This window comes from Kribbella sp. HUAS MG21 (assembly GCF_040254265.1).
Taxonomy (GTDB): Bacteria; Actinomycetota; Actinomycetes; order Propionibacteriales; family Kribbellaceae; genus Kribbella.
This window is the reverse complement of the sequence record NZ_CP158165.1, coordinates 673,822-694,054: the sequence shown is the minus strand read 5'-3', so window position 1 is coordinate 694,054 and position 20,233 is coordinate 673,822. Positions and strand designations below refer to the sequence as shown.

19 protein-coding genes are annotated in these 20,233 nt (G+C 69.1%); 10 read left to right on the top strand and 9 right to left on the bottom strand.

Going from position 1 to position 20,233, the window contains the following annotated elements:
* The first annotated feature begins 28 nt into the window (after window positions 1–28).
* Entirely contained in the window at window positions 29–856 is an 828-nt protein-coding gene (locus ABN611_RS03330) for a helix-turn-helix transcriptional regulator (protein ID WP_350278265.1), read from the top strand.
* On the opposite strand, the gene ABN611_RS03325 is transcribed toward ABN611_RS03330, so the two are convergent.
* The 4 genes from ABN611_RS03325 to ABN611_RS03310 form a co-directional block, all read right to left on the bottom strand.
* On the bottom strand, window positions 792–2,096 hold the full coding sequence (locus ABN611_RS03325; protein WP_350278264.1) for an NAD(P)/FAD-dependent oxidoreductase: 1,305 nt from the start codon (window positions 2,094–2,096) through the stop codon (window positions 792–794). The two genes, ABN611_RS03330 and ABN611_RS03325, sit on opposite strands and share 65 nt — an antisense overlap.
* Complete coding sequence (locus tag ABN611_RS03320; protein ID WP_350278263.1) at window positions 2,093–2,560, bottom strand: carboxymuconolactone decarboxylase family protein; 468 nt, start codon at window positions 2,558–2,560, stop codon at window positions 2,093–2,095. The genes ABN611_RS03325 and ABN611_RS03320 overlap by 4 nt, the downstream gene beginning before the upstream one ends.
* A 65-nt stretch (window positions 2,561–2,625) precedes the next feature.
* Complete coding sequence (gene sigJ / locus ABN611_RS03315; protein WP_350278262.1) at window positions 2,626–3,513, bottom strand: RNA polymerase sigma factor SigJ; 888 nt, start codon at window positions 3,511–3,513, stop codon at window positions 2,626–2,628.
* Window positions 3,514–3,544: 31 nt separating this feature from the next.
* Window positions 3,545–4,366 (bottom strand): alpha/beta fold hydrolase, encoded by an 822-nt coding sequence (locus ABN611_RS03310; RefSeq protein WP_350278261.1) that lies wholly within the window; start codon window positions 4,364–4,366, stop codon window positions 3,545–3,547.
* An 87-nt stretch (window positions 4,367–4,453) separates the two neighbouring features.
* On the opposite strand from ABN611_RS03310, the gene ABN611_RS03305 reads away from it, so the two are divergent.
* Entirely contained in the window at window positions 4,454–5,323 is an 870-nt protein-coding gene (locus ABN611_RS03305) for a phytanoyl-CoA dioxygenase family protein (RefSeq protein WP_350278260.1), read from the top strand.
* Here ABN611_RS03305 and ABN611_RS03300 read toward each other — a convergent pair.
* A complete protein-coding gene (locus ABN611_RS03300) occupies window positions 5,320–6,543 on the bottom strand; it encodes a family 1 glycosylhydrolase (RefSeq protein ID WP_350278259.1) in 1,224 nt (407 codons plus the stop codon). The two genes, ABN611_RS03305 and ABN611_RS03300, sit on opposite strands and share 4 nt — an antisense overlap.
* Before the next feature lie 28 nt (window positions 6,544–6,571).
* Window positions 6,572–8,854, bottom strand: coding sequence for a beta-galactosidase (locus tag ABN611_RS03295; protein ID WP_350278258.1), 2,283 nt, complete (start codon window positions 8,852–8,854; stop codon window positions 6,572–6,574).
* A 126-nt stretch (window positions 8,855–8,980) separates the two neighbouring features.
* Here ABN611_RS03295 and ABN611_RS03290 point away from each other — a divergent pair, with 126 nt between their 5' ends.
* The 5 genes from ABN611_RS03290 to ABN611_RS03270 all read left to right on the top strand — a co-directional run bounded on the left by ABN611_RS03290 (window position 8,981) and on the right by ABN611_RS03270 (window position 15,495).
* Window positions 8,981–9,967: a LacI family DNA-binding transcriptional regulator gene (locus ABN611_RS03290; RefSeq protein ID WP_350278257.1), complete on the top strand. Its 987-nt coding sequence runs from the start codon at window positions 8,981–8,983 to the stop codon at window positions 9,965–9,967.
* 62 nt (window positions 9,968–10,029) lie between these two features.
* A complete protein-coding gene (locus ABN611_RS03285) occupies window positions 10,030–11,760 on the top strand; it encodes an ABC transporter substrate-binding protein (RefSeq protein ID WP_350278256.1) in 1,731 nt (576 codons plus the stop codon).
* A 4-nt stretch (window positions 11,761–11,764) separates the two neighbouring features.
* On the top strand, window positions 11,765–12,754 hold the full coding sequence (locus ABN611_RS03280) for an ABC transporter permease (protein WP_350278255.1): 990 nt from the start codon (window positions 11,765–11,767) through the stop codon (window positions 12,752–12,754).
* Window positions 12,751–13,623, top strand: a complete 873-nt coding sequence (locus ABN611_RS03275; protein ID WP_350278254.1) for an ABC transporter permease — start codon at window positions 12,751–12,753, stop codon at window positions 13,621–13,623. The genes ABN611_RS03280 and ABN611_RS03275 overlap by 4 nt, the downstream gene beginning before the upstream one ends.
* A 3-nt stretch (window positions 13,624–13,626) precedes the next feature.
* Entirely contained in the window at window positions 13,627–15,495 is a 1,869-nt protein-coding gene (locus ABN611_RS03270) for an ABC transporter ATP-binding protein (RefSeq protein WP_350278253.1), read from the top strand.
* A gap of 13 nt (window positions 15,496–15,508) precedes the next feature.
* Here ABN611_RS03270 and ABN611_RS03265 read toward each other — a convergent pair whose 3' ends face one another.
* Entirely contained in the window at window positions 15,509–16,270 is a 762-nt protein-coding gene (locus ABN611_RS03265) for a phytanoyl-CoA dioxygenase family protein (RefSeq protein WP_350278252.1), read from the bottom strand.
* Between the two features lie 83 nt (window positions 16,271–16,353).
* On the opposite strand from ABN611_RS03265, the gene ABN611_RS03260 reads away from it, so the two are divergent.
* Entirely contained in the window at window positions 16,354–17,166 is an 813-nt protein-coding gene (locus ABN611_RS03260; RefSeq protein ID WP_350278251.1) for an AraC family transcriptional regulator, read from the top strand.
* A 27-nt stretch (window positions 17,167–17,193) separates the two neighbouring features.
* Window positions 17,194–17,775 (top strand): hypothetical protein, encoded by a 582-nt coding sequence (locus ABN611_RS03255; RefSeq protein WP_350278250.1) that lies wholly within the window; start codon window positions 17,194–17,196, stop codon window positions 17,773–17,775.
* 4 nt (window positions 17,776–17,779) lie between these two features.
* Here the strand turns inward: ABN611_RS03255 and ABN611_RS03250 are convergent, their stop codons facing one another.
* Entirely contained in the window at window positions 17,780–18,568 is a 789-nt protein-coding gene (locus ABN611_RS03250; RefSeq protein ID WP_350278249.1) for an SDR family NAD(P)-dependent oxidoreductase, read from the bottom strand.
* Window positions 18,569–18,610: 42 nt separating this feature from the next.
* Window positions 18,611–19,189 carry a Uma2 family endonuclease gene (locus ABN611_RS03245; protein WP_350278248.1) on the bottom strand — a complete coding sequence of 193 codons (579 nt, stop codon included), beginning with the start codon at window positions 19,187–19,189 and terminating at the stop codon, window positions 18,611–18,613.
* A gap of 121 nt (window positions 19,190–19,310) precedes the next feature.
* On the opposite strand from ABN611_RS03245, the gene ABN611_RS03240 reads away from it, so the two are divergent.
* Complete coding sequence (locus ABN611_RS03240; RefSeq protein WP_350278247.1) at window positions 19,311–20,225, top strand: alpha/beta hydrolase; 915 nt, start codon at window positions 19,311–19,313, stop codon at window positions 20,223–20,225.
* Window positions 20,226–20,233 lie beyond the last annotated feature (8 nt).

Below are 20,233 nucleotides of genomic sequence, written 5' to 3'. Positions count from 1 at the left end.
TCTCATTTCATGCGCGGGAGATAGGTCGATGATCGACGAGGTGCTACCTGCTGACGGGCTGGTGTTCACCCGTCGCGACCAGGTCGAGGTGATGACGGTCGCGCACCGGCATCGCGGTGTGGAGTTCAACCTGGTGGCCGACGGCACCGCGACGTACCTCCTCGACCGCCGTCGCTACCACCTGGCGCCGGGATCCCTCGTCTGGCTGTTTCCGGGCCAGGACCACCTGTTCGTGGACGCGTCCCCGGCCTACCGGGACTGGCTCTGCGTCTTCGATCCCGCAGTGCTCGGCATCGACGAACCGAGTGACTGGATCAAGCCGTTCCAGCTTCCTGATCCGCCGGGCCTGTTCGCCCGCCGCCTGGGGGTCGACCAGGCCGGATGGCTGGACACGCTCTTCCGCCAGGCGGCAGCTCCCGGCCACCCCGAGCTGGAGCTCGCCGCCCGGCGCCACGCGATTCTCGCCGCCTGGCAGGCATTCCACGAGGCGCCGGCAGCTACGCCGGCAACCGTCGTACATCCAGCGGTGGCAGCGGCCGCCGGACTGTTGCGGGATCGGCCGTCCGTGTCGACGCTGCCCGAACTGGCACGGGCGGTAGGCCTGAGCCCGCACCATCTCAGCCGGCTGTTCGCGCAGCAGATGGGGACGAGCATCACGCGCTTCCGCAACGAGCAACGGTTCCGCCGCTTCCTGGAGATCTACGGCACCGGCCACGGCGTGACCATGGTCGATGCCGCGCTCCTGGCCGGCTTCGGAAGCTACCCGCAGTTCCACCGCATCGTGTGCTCGATCACCGGAACGAACCCGGCCGACTACTGGGAACGGTGCAATCGAGGCGTACCTGGTCGGCGGTGACTAGCCCCAGCTGTACCGCGCGGGGCGGCATCGCGGTGTTGATGGCCCAGTCGGTCGCGGTACGGGTGCGGTTGCCTGGCAGGGAGAGCAGGTGGTACCCGCGGGTGACGGTCTTGGCGGGGAGGCCGGAGAGCGGAATCTTGAGGGGGTTGGCGGCGGCCTGCCAGCCGCCGAGGTCGACGAGGAAGCCCAGGTCGTGGTGTTCGTAGCCTTCGAGCTCCGCGCCGGCCAGGGAAGCGGCGACGTTGCGCGCGACCAGTTTGCCCTGGCGTTGGGCGTGTTGCGCGGTCATCCCGGTCACCGATCCGGGTTGGGTGACATCGGGTACGGCGGCACAGTCGCCGACGGCGAAAACGTGGGAGCGGCCCTCGACCACGAGCGTCTCGTGGACCCGCAGCCGGCCGCGGTCGGTGGGCAGCGAGAGGCCTTCGACCAACGGATCCGGCCGGACGCCGACACACCAGACCAGCGTGCGGGTCGCGATCTCTTCGCCGTTCGTCATCCGCAGGCAGTCCGGGGCGGCGTACTCGACCGACTCACGGGTCCGCACCTCGAGTCCTCGCTTGCGCAGCACTCGCTCGGCTGTGGCCGACATCCGCGGGTCGAGCCCGGGGAGCAGCCGTTCCGCGAGGTCGGCCAGCACCCAGCGCACCCGCTGATTGCGCAGTGCGGGCAACTGCTTGAGCAGCCGACGCGTGAACAGCTGACCCTGGGCGGCGACCTCGGTGCCCGTGTACCCGGCGCCGACGACGACGAAGGTGCAGCGCGCGTCCCGTTCGTCCTTGTCGTTCGTGGCGGCCGCGAGTTCCAGCTGCCGGGTGATGTGGTCGCGTAGGAACAACGCCTCGGAGATGCTCCGGAACCCATGGGCGTACTCCGCCACGCCGGGAATCGGCAGCAGCTTGTTCACACTGCCCGACGCCAGCACGAGCCGGTCGAACTCCGTCGTACGGCGGTGTCCGTCGGGATCGGTCCACTCGACGCCGTGCGCGTTGATGTCGATGCGGGTGACCGCGCCCAGCCTGAGCTTGACCTTCGGCAACCGGTCCGGAAGGGACACGCAGATCCGCCGCGGTTCCAGCACCCCGGCCGCGACCTCGGGCAGTAACGGGAGATAGAGGAAGTAGTCGGTCGGGTTGATCACCACGATCTCCGCGTCGGGCGCGAGCCGCTGCAGTCCCCGCGCCGCGTGATACCCCGCGAACCCCGCACCGACGACCACCACGCGCGCGGTGCTCATCGGCTGCCGGGACCGCCGTCGACGCGGTACCGGCTGGTGATCGCGACGCGGTTGAAGGCGTTCATCACCGTGGCCAGCCAGGCGACGGCCGAGATCTGGTCCGCGGTGAGGACGGCCGCGGCGGCGTCGTAGTCGTCGTCGCTGACGTGCCCGTCGGACACCCGGGTGATGGCTTCGGTCAGCCGGAGCGCGGCGCGGTCGGTGTCGGAGAAGTAGCCGGTCTCCGCCCAGGCGGGCAGTACGGCGATCCGGTCGGGGTTCTCGCCCTTCGCGAGGGCGTCGCGGGTGTGCATGCGCAGGCAGAACGAGCAACCGTTGAGCTGCGAGGCGCGGATCCGCACCAGTTCGACGAGGAGCGGGTCGAGGCCTGCCGCGACGGCGGCGTTCTCGGCCTCGATGGAGAGGGTGATGAGGGCTTTGTAGGCAGCCGGGTGCTGCTTGTCGATGCTGACGCGGTGCGTCACGGGTACTCCGCTTCGGTCGGGTGTTCTCATCAGGGAGACGAGGTAGCCCGCCGGGGTGTGACAGCTCAGACGTGAGCGAGCTTGTCCGGGTTCAGCACCCGGCGGTAGGCGGTGATCAGGCCGCCGGTGAGCTGCACGGTGTCGACCGAGTAGACCTGACCCTGGCTGTAGGTCACGAGCGCGAGCTCGCCGCCGACCTCGACGAGATCGATGCGGTCCAGGTGCCACTGGCGTCCCACCCGCACCATCACCTCGGCGATGCGTTCACCGCCGAGGATCGGCTTGCGGGCCGCGAAGGCCTTGCCGCCGCCGTCGGTCACGTAGACGGCGTCCGGATCCAGAAGCTTCACCAGGCCGGCCAGGTCACCGGACTCGTAGGCGGCGCGGAACGCGGTCAGCACCCGTTCGCGCTCGGCCTTCGGTGCCTGCGGGGCGGCCTGCTTGGCGTTGGCCACCCGACGGCGGGCCCGCGAGGCGAGCTGCCGGGCGGACGGTACGGAGACGTCCAGCACTTCCGCGATCCGGCCGAACTCGAGCCCGAACACGTCGTGCAGCACGAAGGCGACGCGCTCCCGTGGGTTCAGCTCCTCCATGATCAGCAGCATCGCCGTACTGACGGACTCGTCGACGAGCACCGGCTCCGAGGCATCCGGCCCGGTCAGCAACGGCTCCGGGAGCCACGGGCCGACGTACTCTTCCCGTCGTACCCGGGCGCTCTTCAGGATGTCGTACGAACGTCGCGCGGCCACGGTGACCAGCCAGGCCCGCAGGTCGTCAACGTCGTCCAGGTCCGCGTTGGCCGCCCGCAGCCACACGTCCTGAGCGACGTCCTCTGCATCGGCCACACTGCCCAGCAACCGGTAGGCCACACCGAAGACCGCCGGCCGATGCCGGTCCCATTCGGCAGCGAGCCTGTCGTCCTCAGAACCCCGAGGCACACGCTCGCCAGACACGCTCGCAACGATACCGGCTCGCCGGCAGGTCCTACGCCCGGTCGAGCGAAGCCAGGAACGCCAGAACCGCCGCTCCGGCGACTTCCCGGAACTCGTGGAAGTAGGCATGCCGGGCGCCCGCGATCAGCTCGGCCCGCGCGTCCGGGATCCGGCCGGCCAGCAGGACCGCGTTGGCCGCCGGGCTGAAGGCGTCGTCGGTCCCGTGCAGGACCAGCGTCGGCGCGGTGATGCTCGGCAGCTGGTCCCACGCGTCGTGCCGGTTGCTCGCGACAAGATGCCGGGCCTTCGCGTACGACGGCATAGTCGCGTCGCCGAGCACCGGATGCGGGCCCGGGTTCTCGGCCAGCCAGCCCGGGGTGTACATCAACTCCAGCAACACCCGCTCGGTCCGCGCGGGATCGGCCAGCGCCCGCCGGATCTCCTGACTCCGCTCGTACCCGTGCGCCGCCCCCGGCGACGTACACCCGAGCACCAGCCCACGCACCCGCTCGGGGTAGTTGATGGCAACCCACTGCCCGACCCGCCCACCCATCGACGTGCCGTAAACATGCGCCACACCCAGCCCGAGATCGTCCAGTACGGCGACCACGTCCTCGGCGAACCCAGCCGTGCTGTACACCTCATCAGGCTTGTCGCTGTCGCCGGTGCCGCGCCAGTCCAGCGTGATGGTCCGGTACGACGACTCGAAGTCGGCGCGGACCGGGTCCCACCAGGTGTGGTTGTTGGACTGGCCCGCGAGCAGTACCAGCGGTTGGCCGGTGCCGCGGACCTGGTAGGCGATGCGCTGCCCGTCGGTGGTTGTTGCGTGCGGCACGGGAACAGTCTGCCGGATCCCGTCCGCCAGAACGTTCATCGGGTGGCCAGGGTGGTCATTCCGTCGGGGAGGGGGCGCTGCCAAGGTGGGCATCACGGAGCTGTTGGTGCGGGAGACGGGAGCATCGTGATCACGATCGACGTTGGAGAAGCGGACCGGAACGCGGGCGGGCTGGCGCCGGAGACCTTGCGGAGAGCCATGGACACCTTGCGGACGGACGGGGCCGTGGTGCTGGCGGGGGTGGTCGACCTGGAGCACCTCGACGCGCTCGACGAGCGGATGGTCAGCGATCTGGCGCTGCTCAAGGCGCGGCCTGACGCGCCGTACAACTGGACGGCGGGCAACATCCAGCACGACCCGCCGCCGTTCGAGCCGTACCTGTTCGCGGACGTGTTGCTGAACCCGCACGTGATCGCGCTGACCTCGGCGATCCTCGGACCCGGCCTGCGCAACACCATGTACAGCGGGAACACGGCGCTGCCCAGCGACACCCGGCAGCCGGTGCACGCCGACGTCGGGCACCTGTGGCCGTCCGAGGCGATGGAGGTCGCGCATCCGCCCGCGCAACTGGTGGTGAACGTCCCCACCGTCGACGTCTCCGCCGCGAACGGCGCCACCGAGATCTGGCTCGGCACCCACCGCGACCTCACGGTCGGCGTCGGCGGCGACATCGAGGTGCCGGAGGACGCGCTCGAGGCCCGGCGCGCGATCTCGCCGCCGATCCAGCCGGACATCCGGCGCGGCAGCGTGCTGATCCGCGACGTCCGGCTGTGGCACGCCGGAATGCCGAACCGCACCGACCGGCCGCGGCCGATGATCGCGATGATGCACGTCAGCCACTGGCTGGACGTCGGCACCCCGCTGGAGTTCCCGGCCGCGAGCCGGTCGTTCTTCGAGCACCCGGTGCTGACCACGGCTGCCCGGTTCACCGAGCAGCCGACCGACCACATCTACCGCAGCCACGGGTTCGGATTGGTGGAGCAACCAACGGGTTAGCGCGCGACGGCCGCGGCGAAGTTCGCCGCGGCCTCCGGGCGCTCCGGGACCCGCGGCAGTTCGTTGCGCGTCGCCAGGCCGCCGAGCCAGGCCAGGCTCGGCTTCGGGGTCCGGACGAACGTCTCGTGGTCCACGGCGATCAGCCCGAACGTCGGCTCGTACGACCCCCACTCGTAGTTGTCCAGCAGCGACCAGTGCAGGTAACCGCGCACGTCGCACCCGTCGTCGATCGCCTCCGCGAGCCCGCTCAACGCCCCCGCGGTGTAGGCGATCCGCCGTTCGTCGTCGGCCGTCGCCATGCCGTTCTCGGTGACCAGCATCGGTACGCCGCCGGTGACGTCGCGGGTGTGCCGCAGCGCCTGGCCGAGCGCCTCGGGGTAGTACTCCCAGCCGGTGAGCGTACGTTCGACGCCCTCCGCGAACGGCACCGGTCCGTCCGGCCCGATGATGGTGCGCAGATAGGACTGTACGCCGACGAAGTCGTCGCCCCGGCTCTGCTCGAGGAAGAAGTCCTCACGCCAGTACGCCCACTCGTCACGGTCCTTCTCGTGCCCCGGCACCGCCTGGTAGACCTGGTTCGCCACCGACCAGCCGGCCCGGACGTGACCGAGACCGCGCAGTACCTCGACCGACGCGTGGTGCGCCGCGGCGATCACCTGGGACGCGTGCGGCGACGGCCCCGGGAAGTTCACCCCGACCTCGGTGTCGATCCGTGCCTCGGTCTGGTTCACCATCATGTTCGGCTCGTTGATCGTCACCACCCAGGTGACGTCGTCGAGGATCCGGGTCGCGGTCTCGGTGAAGAACCGGAACCGGTCGACGACGTCGTCGGCGTACCAGCCGCCTTCCTGGTGCTGCCACAGCGGCACGGTGAAGTGCTGCAGCGTGACGATCGGCTCGACGCCGGCCGAGCGGCAGGTGTCGATCATCCGCCGGTAGTGGTCGAGCTGGGCCCGCGACACCTCGCCCTTGGCCGGCTCGATGCGCGACCATTCCAGCGAGAACCGGTACGCCTTCAGTCCTGCCTGCGCCAGCAACGCGATGTCCTCGCCGTACCGGTGGTAGGAGTCGCAGGCGTCGCCCGAGGGCTCCTTCGCCCAAGTGTCGGGGGCGTGCTCCAGCATCCAGTGACCGGTGTTGGTGTTGCCGCCCTCGATCTGGTGGCCGGCGGTCGCGGCTCCCCAGAGGAAGTGCTCGGGCGCGGGGGTCGACGAGGTCATCGGGGTCCTTTCTCGGACATGGTCATGGTCACCACCGCAGCAGGGTGTGGCCGCGGGCGGGGAAGGTCGTCGGTGGTTGCACCTGGTGCCCGTCGACGCTGATCGACGCCTCGATCGGGTACGGCGCCACGTTGACGGTGATCAGCAGGTTGCCGTGCTCAGAGGTGACGGGCACCGTCACCAGGCCGGTGCGGTCGGCGTCGATCCGGACCCGGGGCCGGACGCCGAGTCTCGCGAACAAGGTCCGCCATCGGTCGAGGCGGGAGGCCGGGAAGTCGCAGCCGACGAAGATCAGCGAGCCCGCGCCGAGCCGCACCTGGACGGCGCACGGCAGCCCGGACCCGACTTCGCGGAGCAGCACCTCTGCGTCGGCAGGCGCGTGCAGCAGCTGCGCCGACGCGACCCGCAGGTCGGCGTCCAGCAGGAAGTCGCCGGTGCCGGTCACCGTCGGCCAGTACGGTCGGGAGTCGGTACGGCGGTCCACCCGGACGCCGGCCGACGACAGGCCGAACGCGTCGGCCAGGATCGTGCACGGCGTACCGTCATGATCGCGATCCGGCAGGAGTCCGGTCAGCAACAGGTTGCCGCCGTTGCGGACGTGGTCGGTGAGCCATCGCTGGATCTCGGCTCCGAGTGTGCGCGGTGTGCTGAGCGCGATCGTCCGGGGCGTCTGAGGTGCCGTCGTGCCGGCTGCCCAGGCCGACTCCGGGTCGGCGATCGCCTGCAGGTCCACGGCGTCGACGTGGTAGCCGCCGAGCACGATCGCCCGGCCGAGCGTGTCCCGGGCGCCGAAGCCGCGGTGGCGTTCGAGGTCGTCGACCTGCTCACGGCGGTCCGTGGCGGCGGGGTGGGCGTACTCGGTCAGGTAGTGATCGGCGACGAAACCGAAGCCGAGATCGTCGGTCAGCTGCCGCCCGGTGGCGAGGATCGGCTCGTGTACCCGGACCTCGGTGAGGAGGTTCGCCAGCGCGTCGAAGGCCGGCGTCGACCGGCCTTCGGGGTCGATCGGCGCCGCGAAACCGTGCCGCTCGCCGGTGAAGGCGATCCGCGGGATGCCGTCCTCCTCAAGGCTTTCGAGGACCGGGTTGCGGCCGCCGGTCAGCAGGTAATAGTTGATCAACCGGTTGCCCTGGCCGAGCGTGATCAGTGTCTTGTGGATACCGGACTCCGGGGAGCTGAGCCCGTCCAGGTTGTCGCCGTAGTCGCCGGTCCCGACCTCGAACTCGAGCGACGACGCGGGCTGGCCGGGTCCGTTGACGCAGGCCAGGATCGCGTTGCAGAGATAGAGATCGGCGACGTTCTGCACGGTCAGCTCGCCGAGGTAGTAGTCGGAGCCGGCGAGCACCCCGTCGCGCCCCCGGTACGCCGGGGCGAGCTGGCTGACCCCGATCGGGAACGTCGTACCGCGGCCGCCGCCAGTACCGTGCACATTGACCAGCAACGGCACCGAGACGCCCTGGTCACGGGCGAACGACTCGAGGTGCCGCAGGTAGGCCGCGAAGTCGTCCCGCGCCCAGAGCCCGAGCTCGTGGTGGACGGCCAGGGTTCGCGCCGAATCACCACCGGAGCGGACGGCGGCCGCCAACCCGCCGGGGGCGTCGCCGAGCAGCTTGGCCGCGCCCTCGGGGCCGTGCCGGTCGGTCAACCAGGCCAAGAAGTTGCCGATGGCAAGGTCATCCAGGTGCGGTGTGTTCGACACCCAGGCGAGCATGCCGACCTCGTTGTCCAGTTGGACGCCGACGACCGGGCCGCTCGGGGCTTGGCGCGGGGCGAGTACTTCGAAGACGGCAGCGAGCCAGCGCTCGGCCTCGGTCAGGAAACCGGGGTGGCGGTAGTCGAGGTCCTCAGTTGTGGCGGCCGCGCCGTCCCAGCCGGTCGGACGGGCGTCCGGGTGCTCGCGGTAGACGCGATGGGGAATGCCTTCGTTCTTGAGTTCGGCCATCACGAACGGACCGGGCCGGGCGAGGAACCGCAGGCCGAGCGAGTCGCACAGGTCGATGAACGCCGGCAGGTCCCGTTCCGGGCAGGTCCGCCCGGTGAGGTCGAGTTCGCCGTCCGGCAACTCGTGCCAGATCCAGGGGATGTAGCTGGCGATCGTGTCCAGCCCGGCGTCCCGGGCCCGGACCAGCCGATCGGCCCATTCGTCCCGCCGCAGCCGGAAGTAGTGCACCTCGCCGGCCAGCAGCAGGGTGGGCGTCGCGTCGACCTCGATCCGGCCCGCGCGCAGCCCGATCTGCCCGCGCTGCGGGGCGATCTGACCGCGGTGCGGGGCGTCGGCGGGGCGGGTGCCGCTCTCGGGTGCTGGGCTCATGAGGCTCCTTCAACGGTGCGGTGAGGCACCGGTCGGGTCTGGCGACGAGCTCTGGCGGATGGAATTGTAACCGGTTACACTCCCAACCCGGCAAGCCCTTACCCGGTTCGGCGAGGAGGCTCGGCAGTGACTGACGACCGCATGAACGTGCGCGAGATCGCCAAGCTGGCGGGGGTTTCCATTGCGACCGTGTCGCGGGTCTACCGCGGTATCGGCAGCGTTTCGCCGAAGACCCGGGCCAAGGTCCAGGCCGCGATCGAGCAGTACGGCTACCGGCCCAGTCACCTCGGGGAAGCGCTGGCCAATCGCCGCCACGGAGCCCTGGCGGTCGTGTTCCCGGGCTTGTCCGGGCCGTACTTCGCCGAGTTGATCAACGGCGTCGAGACCGTCGCCGTACCGCGTCAGGTGAGCGTGCACGTCATCGGCACACACCTCCGGCAGGAGGCGCCGGACGAGCTGCTCGACGTCGCCCGGCGCGTCGACGGGATGGCGATCCACGGCGGCACCGTCCCGAAGGCGGTGATCAAGGAGCTGGCCGCCCGGCATCCGGTGGTCATGATCGGTCCGGACCCGCACCCGGCGCCGGTCGTCGTACGGACCGACCATCAGGCGTTCCGGCAGTTGGTGACCCATCTGCTGGCCGATCACGGGCTGCGGAAGCTGATCTTCGTCGGCAACCCGGAGGGCTCGCCGGACCTGACCGAGCGCTGGGAGGCGTTCGTGGCCGCGCACGCGGAGCTCGGGCTTCGGCCCGGGACGCAGTACCCGACCGGGCTCGAGCAGACGCACGGCGTGCAGGCGGCCGACGACGTGCTGGCCGGCGGCTACGACGGGGCCGTGTGCGGCAACGACGAGACCGCGCTCGGCCTGATGATGGCGGTCCTCGGACGCGGCCTGCGGGTGCCCGGCGAGCTGGTGATCACCGGTGTCGACGACGTCCCGATGAGTTCGCTGGTGAGTCCCGGTCTCACCACCGTCGCCCGGCCGCTGGCCGAGCTCGGAGCGACAGCGACCCAGTTGCTGCTCGACCTGATCAACGGCGCGGAGGTCGCGCCCGAAACCGTACTTCCGTCGCGGCTGGTGCGGAGAGCCAGCTGCGGCTGCCAAGCCTGAGCGGAACAGCTACAGACACAGCATTCGAAGCAGGTATCAACCTGACACACGGAGGTGTCGTCATGACGAGTACTTCGTTCCACAGCCGACGAGGACGGGGGTCATGGCGGGGGATCCTCGTCGCGACGTTGTCGGTGGCCGTGCTGGCGTTGCCGGCCTGTGCCGGCAGCCGCGTCGCCGGCGAGAAGCAACAGCAGCAGGGGAACGCGTCGGGAGCGTCGTCGGACCTGATCCCGGAGCTGAATCTGCCGACCGAGTCCGACGCGTCCATGGGCAGTCTGGTCAACTACAACCCGTTCGCGCCGCAGCTGACGGTCCGCACCTGGTTGTTCGAGCCGTTGATGCAACAGAACTCCCTGGACTGCAAGGTCATCCCGTGGCTCGCGACCGGCTACAAGTGGGAGAGTCCGAGCAAGCTGGTGTTCACGATCCGCCAGGGGGTGAAGTGGAGCGACGGTTCGCCGTTCACCGCGAACGACGTCGCGTTCACCTACAACCTGACGAAGAAGTACCCGGCGATCGACTTGGCCGGCGTCTGGAACGACACCTTCGGAGCGAAGGCGAAGTCTGTCACGGCCGACGGCGACAAGGTGACGTTCGAGTTCGAAGGGCCGGCGGCCACCAAGTTCAGCTACCTGATTGGCCAGAAGATCGTGTCCGAGAAGGAGTTCGGCGCGGTCGGCGATCCGGCGAAGTACGTCTCGAAGTCGCCGATCTCGACCGGACCGTTCAAGGTGGCCAGCTACAACGGCCGCCGGCTGGAGCTGGAGCGCCGGGCCGACTACTGGCAGGCGGACAAGGTCAAGGTCCAGAAGCTGGTTCTCGAGGGCAACTACGACGCGAACCAGGCGGTCGCCAAGCTGAAGGCCGGCGAGCTGGACTTCTACAGCGGCGAGATCCCGAACCCGGAGAAGACGTTCGTCGCGGCCGACCCGAAGACCAACCACGTCTGGTACGCGCCGAACGGGCTCACCGTGCTGGCGCCGAATCTCACCCAGAAGCCGTTCAGCGACCTGAAGTTCCGCGAGGCGCTCGCGTACGGGATGGACAAGCAGCGCGCGACCGACAAGGCGACGTACGGCCTGATGAAGGTCGCCAGCCAGTCCGGTCTGTCGCTCCCGGAGAAGGCCGGGATGCTGCCGGAGAAGTACCCGGCGGACAGCACGGTGATCCCGTTCGATCTGGCCAAGGCCAACCAGTTGCTCGACGCGGCCGGCTACCAGAAGGGTTCGGACGGCCTGCGCCGCAACCCGGACGGTTCGCCGCTCAAGATCACCTTCTCGGTCCCGGCCGGCTGGATCGACTACGAGGCGATGGCGGACGAGGTCACCAGCAACTTCCGCAAGCTCGGGCTGGACATCAAGCAGAACAAGATGCCGCCGGAGGCCGTCGACCAGCAGAAGAAGAACGGCAACTTCCAGCTGATGATCAACTACATGGGCGCCGGCTGTGACTACGCGCACGGCATGGGCGCGACGCTCGCGACGGCGGAGATCCCGGACAAGACCACGATCAAGGGCAACGTCGAGCGGTACACGAACCCCGCGGTCGACAAGGCGATCGCGGCGCTCGCGGCCGCGACCGACGACGCGGCGACGAAGGAGCAGGTCGGGGTCATGGTCGAGGCGATGATGACCGACTATCCGGTGCTGCCGATCCTGTACGCGCCGGCCCGGGGCATCTACCGCACCGATCACGCGGTCGGCTGGCCGTCCGCCGAGGACCCGTACGCCAATCCGCAGGACCAGCCGCTGGTGTGGATCACGCACCTGACCGCACCGCCGGCGAAGTAGACCGATGCGCTACTTCGCGCGCAAGCTCGGCTTCTTCGTGCTCACCCTGTGGGCGGTCGTGACGCTGAACTTCCTGATCCCCCGGCTGCAGCCGGGGGATCCCGCCGAACTGATGGTGCAGAACCTGGCCGGGAAGGACGCGCAACTGAATCGCGCGCAGGTGGAGGCGATGCGCGATCTGCTGGGTACGCCGTCCGGCTCGCTGTTCAGTCAGTACTGGCAGTACCTGGACCAGCTGCTGCACGGCAACCTCGGGATCTCCTACACGTACTTCCCGTACTCGGTGGCGGAGGTGATCGGGATGGCGTTCTGGTGGACCGTCATCCTGGTCGGCGCCGTCCAGGTGCTGTCGTTCGCGATCGGGATCCTGCTGGGCGCCTTCGCGGCCTGGCGGCGGAACAGCCGGTTCGACACGTCGGTGACCGTGGTCTCCACGTTCGTCGGAACCCTGCAGCCGTTCTGGATTGCCTTGCTGCTGATCTACGGGCTGGGCTACGGCCTCGGCTGGTTCCCGACGGCCGGCGGGTACGAGGCGTCGACGCCGGGGTTCAACGGCGCGTTCATCTACGACGCGGTGTCGCACGCGTTCCTGCCGGCGCTGACGTTGATGATCGTGACGCCGATCGGGTGGATCCTCGGGATGCGGAACACGATGATCATGAATCTCGGCGAGGACTACATCAGGTTGGCCCGTGCCAAGGGGCTGCCGGACCGGATGATCGCCCTGCGCTACGCCGCCCGGAACGCGCTGCTGCCGAGCGTGGCGGGGTTCGCCCTCGCGCTCGGCGGCGTCCTCGGCGGCACCATCCTGGTCGAGACCGTCTTCGACTATCCCGGCCTCGGCCGGCTGATGGGTGAGGCGGTCGGCATCAAGGACTATCCGCTGTTGCAGGGCCTGATGCTGCTGACCGCGGTCGTGACGCTGGTCGCCAACCTGATCGCCGATCTGCTGTACGGCATCCTCGATCCGCGGGCCAGGAGGGCAGCCGCATGAGCACCGTGGCCGTAGGAACAGACGTCGCCGACCGCTGGTACCGCGTAGTGTGGAGTAGTAAGAAGGCCCGGTTCGGGATCGTCGTCGTGGCGATCTACGTCCTGGTCGCACTGCTGGCCCCGGTGATCGCGCCGTACGGACCGACCGACGGTTCGTTCACCCCGTTGACCGGGCCGTCGGCGCGGCACCTGCTCGGGACGAACGTGGCCGGTGTCGACGTGTTCTCCCAGGTGATCTACGGCAGCCGGGTCTCGCTGATCGTCGGGCTGCTCGGTGGTCTGCTGGCGACCGCGATCGCGCTGCTGATCGGGCTGGTGTCCGGCTACGCGGAAGGCACCGTCGTCGACGACGTGCTGACCTTCCTCACCAACACCGCACTGGTCATCCCGGTGCTGCCGTTGATCATCACGCTGGTCGCGTACTCCGACACGCGCGGCATCCCGTTGATCGTCGGGGTCATCGCGATCACCTCCTGGGCCGGCGCGGCCCGCGGGAAGCGGGCCCAGATCATCACCTTGCGGAACCGGGACTTCGTCACCGCGGCGAAGTTCTCCGGCGACGGGCCGCTCCGGATCATCTTCTCCGAGATCCTGCCGAACATGACCTCGCTGGTCGCCGCCGCATTCGTCGGCGCCGCCACCGGCGCGATCGGCGCCGAGGCCGGGCTCGCGGTGCTGGGACTCGGCAGCAGCGACTCGGTCTCCTGGGGAACGATCCTCTATCAGGCCGACGCCGCCGGCGCGATCTCCCAGGGCCTGTTCGCCTGGGTGTTCGTCCCCGGCCTGGTGCTGGCCGTCCTGATCACCTCGATGGCGTTCATCAACTTCGGCATCGACCTGTTGAGCAATCCGCACCTGAGGGAGGACTGAGACGTGGCGCTCCTCGAAGTACGGGATCTGTCGGTCCGCTACGAACCGAAGCAGCGGCCCGCCGTCGACGCGGTCAGCCGGCTCAGCTTCAGCATCGACGACGGGGAGTTCGTGGGCCTGATCGGCGAGTCCGGCTCGGGCAAGACCACGGTCGGTACGGCGGTACTGCGGTTGCTGGAACGGCCGGGACGGATCAGCGGCGGGTCCATCACCTTCGACGGCACGGACATCACCCACCTGAGCCAGGACGCGCTGCGGAAGTACCGCTGGCGGGAGATCTCGACGGTCTTCCAGAGCAGCATGAACGCGCTGAACCCGGTGGCCCGGGTCGAGGCGCAGTTCGCCGACGTCATCGAATGCCACACCGCGTTGCGCGGCAAGGAGGTCACCGACCGGATCAGGACGCTGTTCGAGATGGTCCTGATCGACCCGAAGTTCATGACCGCGTATCCGCACGAGCTGTCCGGCGGGATGCGGCAGCGGGTCAACCTCGCGCTGGCGCTCGCCATCGGGCCGCGGTTCGTCGTACTCGACGAGCCCACGACCGGACTGGATGTCGTTGTGCAGCACAACATCCTGGAGAACGTCCGGCGGCTGCAGCGGGAGCTCGGCTTCGCGGTGCTCTTCATCAGCCACGACCTCGGCACCGTGCTCGACCTGTCCGACCGGACCATGGTGATGTACGCGGGCAAGCTCGTCGAGGACCAGGCGACCAAGCAGCTGCTCCGCGACCCGCTGCATCCGTACACCAAAGGATTGCTGGGATCGTACGGCGATCCGCGGGCGGAGACGGTCCGCATCACGTATGTCCCGGGCCGCCCGCCGGATCTCGCGCATCGGCCGGCGGGGTGTGCGTTCGCGGCGCGGTGTCCGGAGCGGATCAGTACCTGTACCGAGGTCGAGCCCGCGCAGGTCGGCATCGGGGACGGGCTGGTGGCGTGTCACGTCGCGGCCGTCCAGCGGGGCGTCGCAGAGAATGTGACCGGCGCCGAGATCGGACCTGTGATCCGTACCTTCGCCGGGCCGCAGTTCGTGAAGTCGGCGGCCGAGGCGGCCGAGCTGGTGGAGAGCCGGCCATTGATCACCGTCGACGACGTGTCCAAGACCTACGTCCGCAGGCAGGGACTGCGGACGGTCCGGACCGAGGCGGTGACCGGAGTGAGCTTCGTACTGCGTCGTCGCGGCGTGACGGCCCTGGTCGGGCAGAGCGGTAGTGGCAAGTCGACGATCGCCCGGATGATCACCGGGGTCGACGCGCCGACCTCCGGGCGGATCACGTTCCACGGCTCCGACGGCGATCAGGTCGTCGCGCGGATGCGCGGTCGCCGGCTGCGCGACTACCGCGGCAGTGTCCAGATGGTGTTCCAGGATCCGTACTCGGCGCTCAACCCGACGAAGACCCTCGGCGCGACGCTGGCGCGGCCCTTGATCAACTTCCAGCACCTGCATGGTGCGCGGCTCCGGGAGCGGGTGATCGAGCTGCTGGAGACGGTGGCGCTGTCCCCAGGACAGCGGTTCGTCAACCGGTATCCGCACGAGCTGTCCGGGGGCCAGCGGCAACGAGTGGTGATCGCGCGCGCGTTGGCGGTCGAACCCGAGCTGATCGTCGCCGACGAGCCGATCTCGAGCCTCGACGTGTCGATCCGGGCCGAGGTACTCGAGCTGTTCGACAAGCTGGTGCACGAGCGCGACGTCGGGATCCTCTACATCACCCACGACCTGCTGAGCGCGCGGATGCTCTGCGACGAGGTCGTCGTACTGAACGAGGGCAAGGTCGTCGAGCAGGGGCCGTCGCTGGACGTGATCCGGTCGCCCAAGGACGACTACACCCGGCTGCTGCTGGATGCCATCCCGAACCCGTTCGCCGGGTGACTTTCGAGTGCCGTCAGGGATGTGCGGTGGCGACCTTGCCGTCCACCAGGAAGGGCTCGAAGGATCCGTGGGGCGCCGTACCGTCGCTGTTCATGATCACCTCGGGGGAGTACTGCAGCAGGTAGACGCGGCGGAGCTTGTCGGTGAGGTTCGCGCCGCTGCGGTGGATCACCGTGCTGGAGAAGCAGACGATCGACCCGGTCGGCACGACCACCGGCAGGCCGGGATCGGAGCCGAAGTAGCAGACCTGGTCGCCGGTCTCGATCGGGAGGTGTTTGACGTACGACTTGATGCCGGAGCGGCTGTACGGCAGCAGGTAGACCGACCCGTTCTCCTCGGTCACATCGTCCAGGGCGATCCAGCAGGTCAGGTACGGCGTGTGGTTCTCGTGGACATACCCCGAATCCTGGTGCCAGGCGAAGGTGGTGTCGGGATCGCCGGCCTTGATCACGTACTGCTCCCAGAACAGGAAGGCGTTGTCGCCGAGCACCCGGCGGCAGATCCGCTCCATGACCGGGCCGAAGATGAAGCTGCGGAGTTCCGGGCGCTGCTGGTAGACCATGTTGCTGAAGTACCGCTTGCCCTTGGCGTTGATGCCGATCCGGTCCACGCCGGCGTCCTCCATGGCGGCGTCGAGGCGGTCCATGGAGAACTGCGCGGCACCGCGCAACAGTTCCAGGTCCGCGGGGCCGATCACGTTCTCGAGGACGAAGTACCCCTCCTCGGCGTACTGCGTCACCTGCGCGTCGCTGACCAACTGGCTCGTGGAATTCATGATGATCACTCTGGCAAACCGGACGTGCGGGCCGGAATGCTCGCGGTGGCTGTTCGATGCACTTTCTGGCAGGCAGGTGTCCGATGAGCGGCGGATATCAGCGGATCACGATGTCGGACCAGGAGCCGACGCCGTTCGGCCGGGTGCTGCTGGCCGGGGAGGTCTCGGACGCCGAGCCGCTGGTACCGGGACCGCTGCACTCGCTGCCGGGCACGGTGATCTCACTGGTCACGGCCGGTACGGGCTTCTACCGGCACGCCGATGGGCGGACCGAACCGATCGTCGCGCCTTCGCTGACGGTGGTGCTGCCTGGTGAGCGGCATTGGTACGGCACGCGCCCGGGGCAGCGTTGGAGTGAGTGGTTCGCTGTCGTCGAAGGGCCTGCGTTCGAGCTGTTGCGTCGTACGGAACGGCTGACGTGGTCGGGGCCTCGGCCGCTGCCGCGGGGTGTGCGGTCGGCGGATCTGGCGCTGCTGCTTCGCGGGGCTCCGCCGCGGTCGGGAGCCGAGCAGCAGATCTGGGCACTGGCGGGCTGGCTGTCCGCTGCGCTGGTGTTACCTGTTGACGACGAGACGGCGCGTTGGGACCAGGCGGCGCGGCTGCTCAGCGAGGACCTGGCGGCGCGGCTGGAGATGCGCGACGTGGCGGTCCAGCTCGATCTCGAGTACGACCGGTTCCGGCGCGGCTTCCGGGAGCACTTCGGTCGCTCACCGCTTGCCTACCGCAACGACCGCCGCCTCGAGGTGGCCGCAACCCTGCTCCGGGCAACCAACCTCACCTGCCGCGAGATCGCCCGCCGCATCGGCTTCTCCGACGAATTCCACCTCTCCCGGCGCTTCCGCACCCACTACGGCACCTCCCCGACCAGCTACCGAGCCGGCTCGACCGACCGCTAGTCTGCGGTCGGCTGCAGTCATGCGGATATGGACTTCGCGGCCGCGCACATCGGCAATTGGTCCGGGTACCGGCGGTTCCAGTGGGCGCTCGGTGCCGTCGGGTGGGGGAGATTTCCGGTCCTGCGGCGGGTGTTGCCCGAGGGCAACGGCGGTGAGGTCTCGCCGGAGGACGCTGGTGAGGCGCTGCGGGAGCTCGCGGACTTCAGCACGGCCGGTGTCATCGGAATCCGGGCCGAGCTGTACGACGAGTCCGGGGCGTTGGTCGCAACGCAGAATCCTGCGTTCGGCGGCCTCTTCACGATGGGCCCCGGGTACCGCGTCGGCATCGACGACAACGGCCTGTTCGTGACCGGCGGGGACGACGAGGAACTGTTCCGCGCCCGACGGATCGGCCAGCGCACCGCGGACGACGGCTGTGCCTGGCTCACAGATCTCGACCACCCGTCGCGGGGCGAGACGCTCGTACCCACCGTGCTCCCAGGCGGAGCAAGCCGGCTGCTGACGCGCTCGCGGCCGTACTCGGCGGGCGATTTCGCCTACACGGTCGAGGCTCTCACCAAGATCTTCAGAGCGTCCGTCGAGATCCGGAGCCCGGTCTACTGGACGTGAACTCTCAGCCGACCGCTCGCGCGATGAGTGCGTCCGAGAGTTCTCGGAGACGCTCGCGGGTGTGCGCGTCGTACGCCTGGGAATGCGCGCGGGACTCGTGGAGGCCGTTGAAGTAGCGGCCGGTCGGGAGGTCCGTTCCGGTGATCAGGCGCATCGTCGCGTCGGCGCCCTCGGCGACGGTGCTGGTCGGGGTGACGCCGCTCTCGGTCACCATCGTGGTGTTCATGAAGGTTGCCGGATGCAACGCGTTGACCAGTACGCCGGGGAGCTCGGCGGCGAGGTCGACGGTGAACATGATCTGGGCCAGCTTGCTGCGCTGGTACGCCGCGAACCCGTCCCAGCCGCGCTCCATCATCGGGTCGTCGAAGTCGACCGCCTGCTGACCGGCCGACGCGACGTTGACGATCCGCCCGTTCGGAGCGAGCCGCGGCAGCAGCAGCCGGGTCAGGTAGTACCCGGCCAGGTAGTTGACGGCGAACCGCAGTTCGATCCCGTCCGCGCTCACTTCACGCGCCGTACCCGGTCGCCCGGCACCGATACCGGCATTGTTCACGATCACGTCGAGCCCCCCACTGATGCCCCCGGCCAGCTTCCCCACCGCCCGCAGCTCGCCCAGCTCCGCCAGCAAGATCTCCGGCTCCGGCCCACCCGCCGCAACGATCTCGGCCCCGACCCGCTCAGCGCGCCCCCGATCACGCCCATGAACAAGCACCCGATCCCCCGCAGCACCCAACCGCAGCGCCAACTCCCGCCCAAGCCCATCCGTCGCACCGGTGATCAAAACAGTCCGCATACCCGCCACCGTACGTCGCCGGTCACGGACACGCGGCGAAGGTCAGCGAAGATCGTTGAGATCGAGGTTGACTGCGAACGGCGCGGTGCTGGTGAACGTGCCACCGACCACCTCGGAGTCGAGGTAACCGAACTTCTCGGTCAGGTGGCATGCGAGAAGCGAGGCCGGTTCCTGGAGGTCGACGATCCAGTAGTGCGGGATGCCCGCATCGGCGTACTCGGCCCGCTTGACCACGTTGTCCGTACGGCGTGATCCCGGGGAGACGATCTCCGTCACGACGAGGATCTCCGACGCCCGGATCAGCCCGCCCTCGGCCCGAACGCGCGGGCGGGCGGTGCGGCGTACGACGATGACATCAGGCCGCCGGGAGAAACCGGGCTGGTCGGGTGGCGCCAGTTCGAGATCGACGTCGACATCGGTGATGACTTCGAGATCCTGCGGCAGTTGCGGCATCAACTGCAGCGCGATCCGCAGCGCGGCCATGTTGTGGTCCGGGCTGGGGCTCGGCGACATCACAAGATTGCCCTCCATGAGCTCGGACCGGCCGGTCTCGTCCTCGCCGAGCGTCGCGTACTCGGCAACGGTGAGCAGATGGGCGGGCGGCAGCGGGACAGCTGTCATTGTCTCCTCCTCATCTCCAGCAGCCATTCTTCCACGTCCCAGCCGCTGCCCTGCGGATGTGGACCCGGGGTACCGCAGTTTCCGGAGGTGGTTCGTCCGGATATTGGTGTAGGTCTGGGGCATGGTTCTTCCTGGTGAGATTGTCGAGCCGGTGCGGGTCGGCGTACGGCGGGGGCTTGGGCTGGCTGTGCGGCGGCGGGGGGATGGTGGGGTGCCGTTGTTGCTGGTGCATGGGTTTCCGTGTACCAGCCGGATCTGGGCGCACAATCTGGTGCCCTTGGCCGAGGCGGGGTTCGACGTGGTTGCGCCGGATCTGCGGGGGTACGGCGACTCCGACGTCGCGCCGGACGGGTTCTACGACCTCAACGCGTTCAACGCCGATCTGACGGGGCTGTTCGACGCGCTCGGGTGGGACAGTGCGGTCGTGGCCGGGCACGATCTCGGGGCGATGGTCGCCGTCGACCTGGCGAACCGGCATCCGGACCGGGTACGTCGCCTGGTGATCCTCGACGACTCGATGCCCGACCTGGGCGAGGCGTTCGCCGCCGCGGGGATCCCGCCGACCCGGGCCAAGCCGGCCGTCTACGACTACCAGCGCCTCCAGGGACACCACGCCGACGCGCTCGTCGCCGAGCTGGCGACGCCCGAGCAGCGCCGGCGCTACATCGGCGAGTTCTACGGGCACCGCCTGTGGTGCCCGCCCGACGCCTTCGACGACGCGGACCTGGCGTTCCTGACCGAACCGTACGGCGACGCGGACCGGCTGCGCGCCGCCTTCGCCGATTACGAGGTCGTGATGGGCACCCGGCCGCTGTCCGCGCCGGAGCTGCTCGACCGGCCGGTGCGGCAGCCGGTTCTGGTGCTGATCGGCGAGGACCAGGTCACGCTCGGCGACCACGCCGACCAGCGGTGCGCGATCGCCTTCCCCGACGCGGTCGGCCCGTTCTGGATCAAGGGCGCCGGGCACTTCCTCCCGTGGGAACGCCCAACGATCGTCAACCGGGCGATCCGCACCTTCTGCGCCGACCTGCTGTGATTGGATGA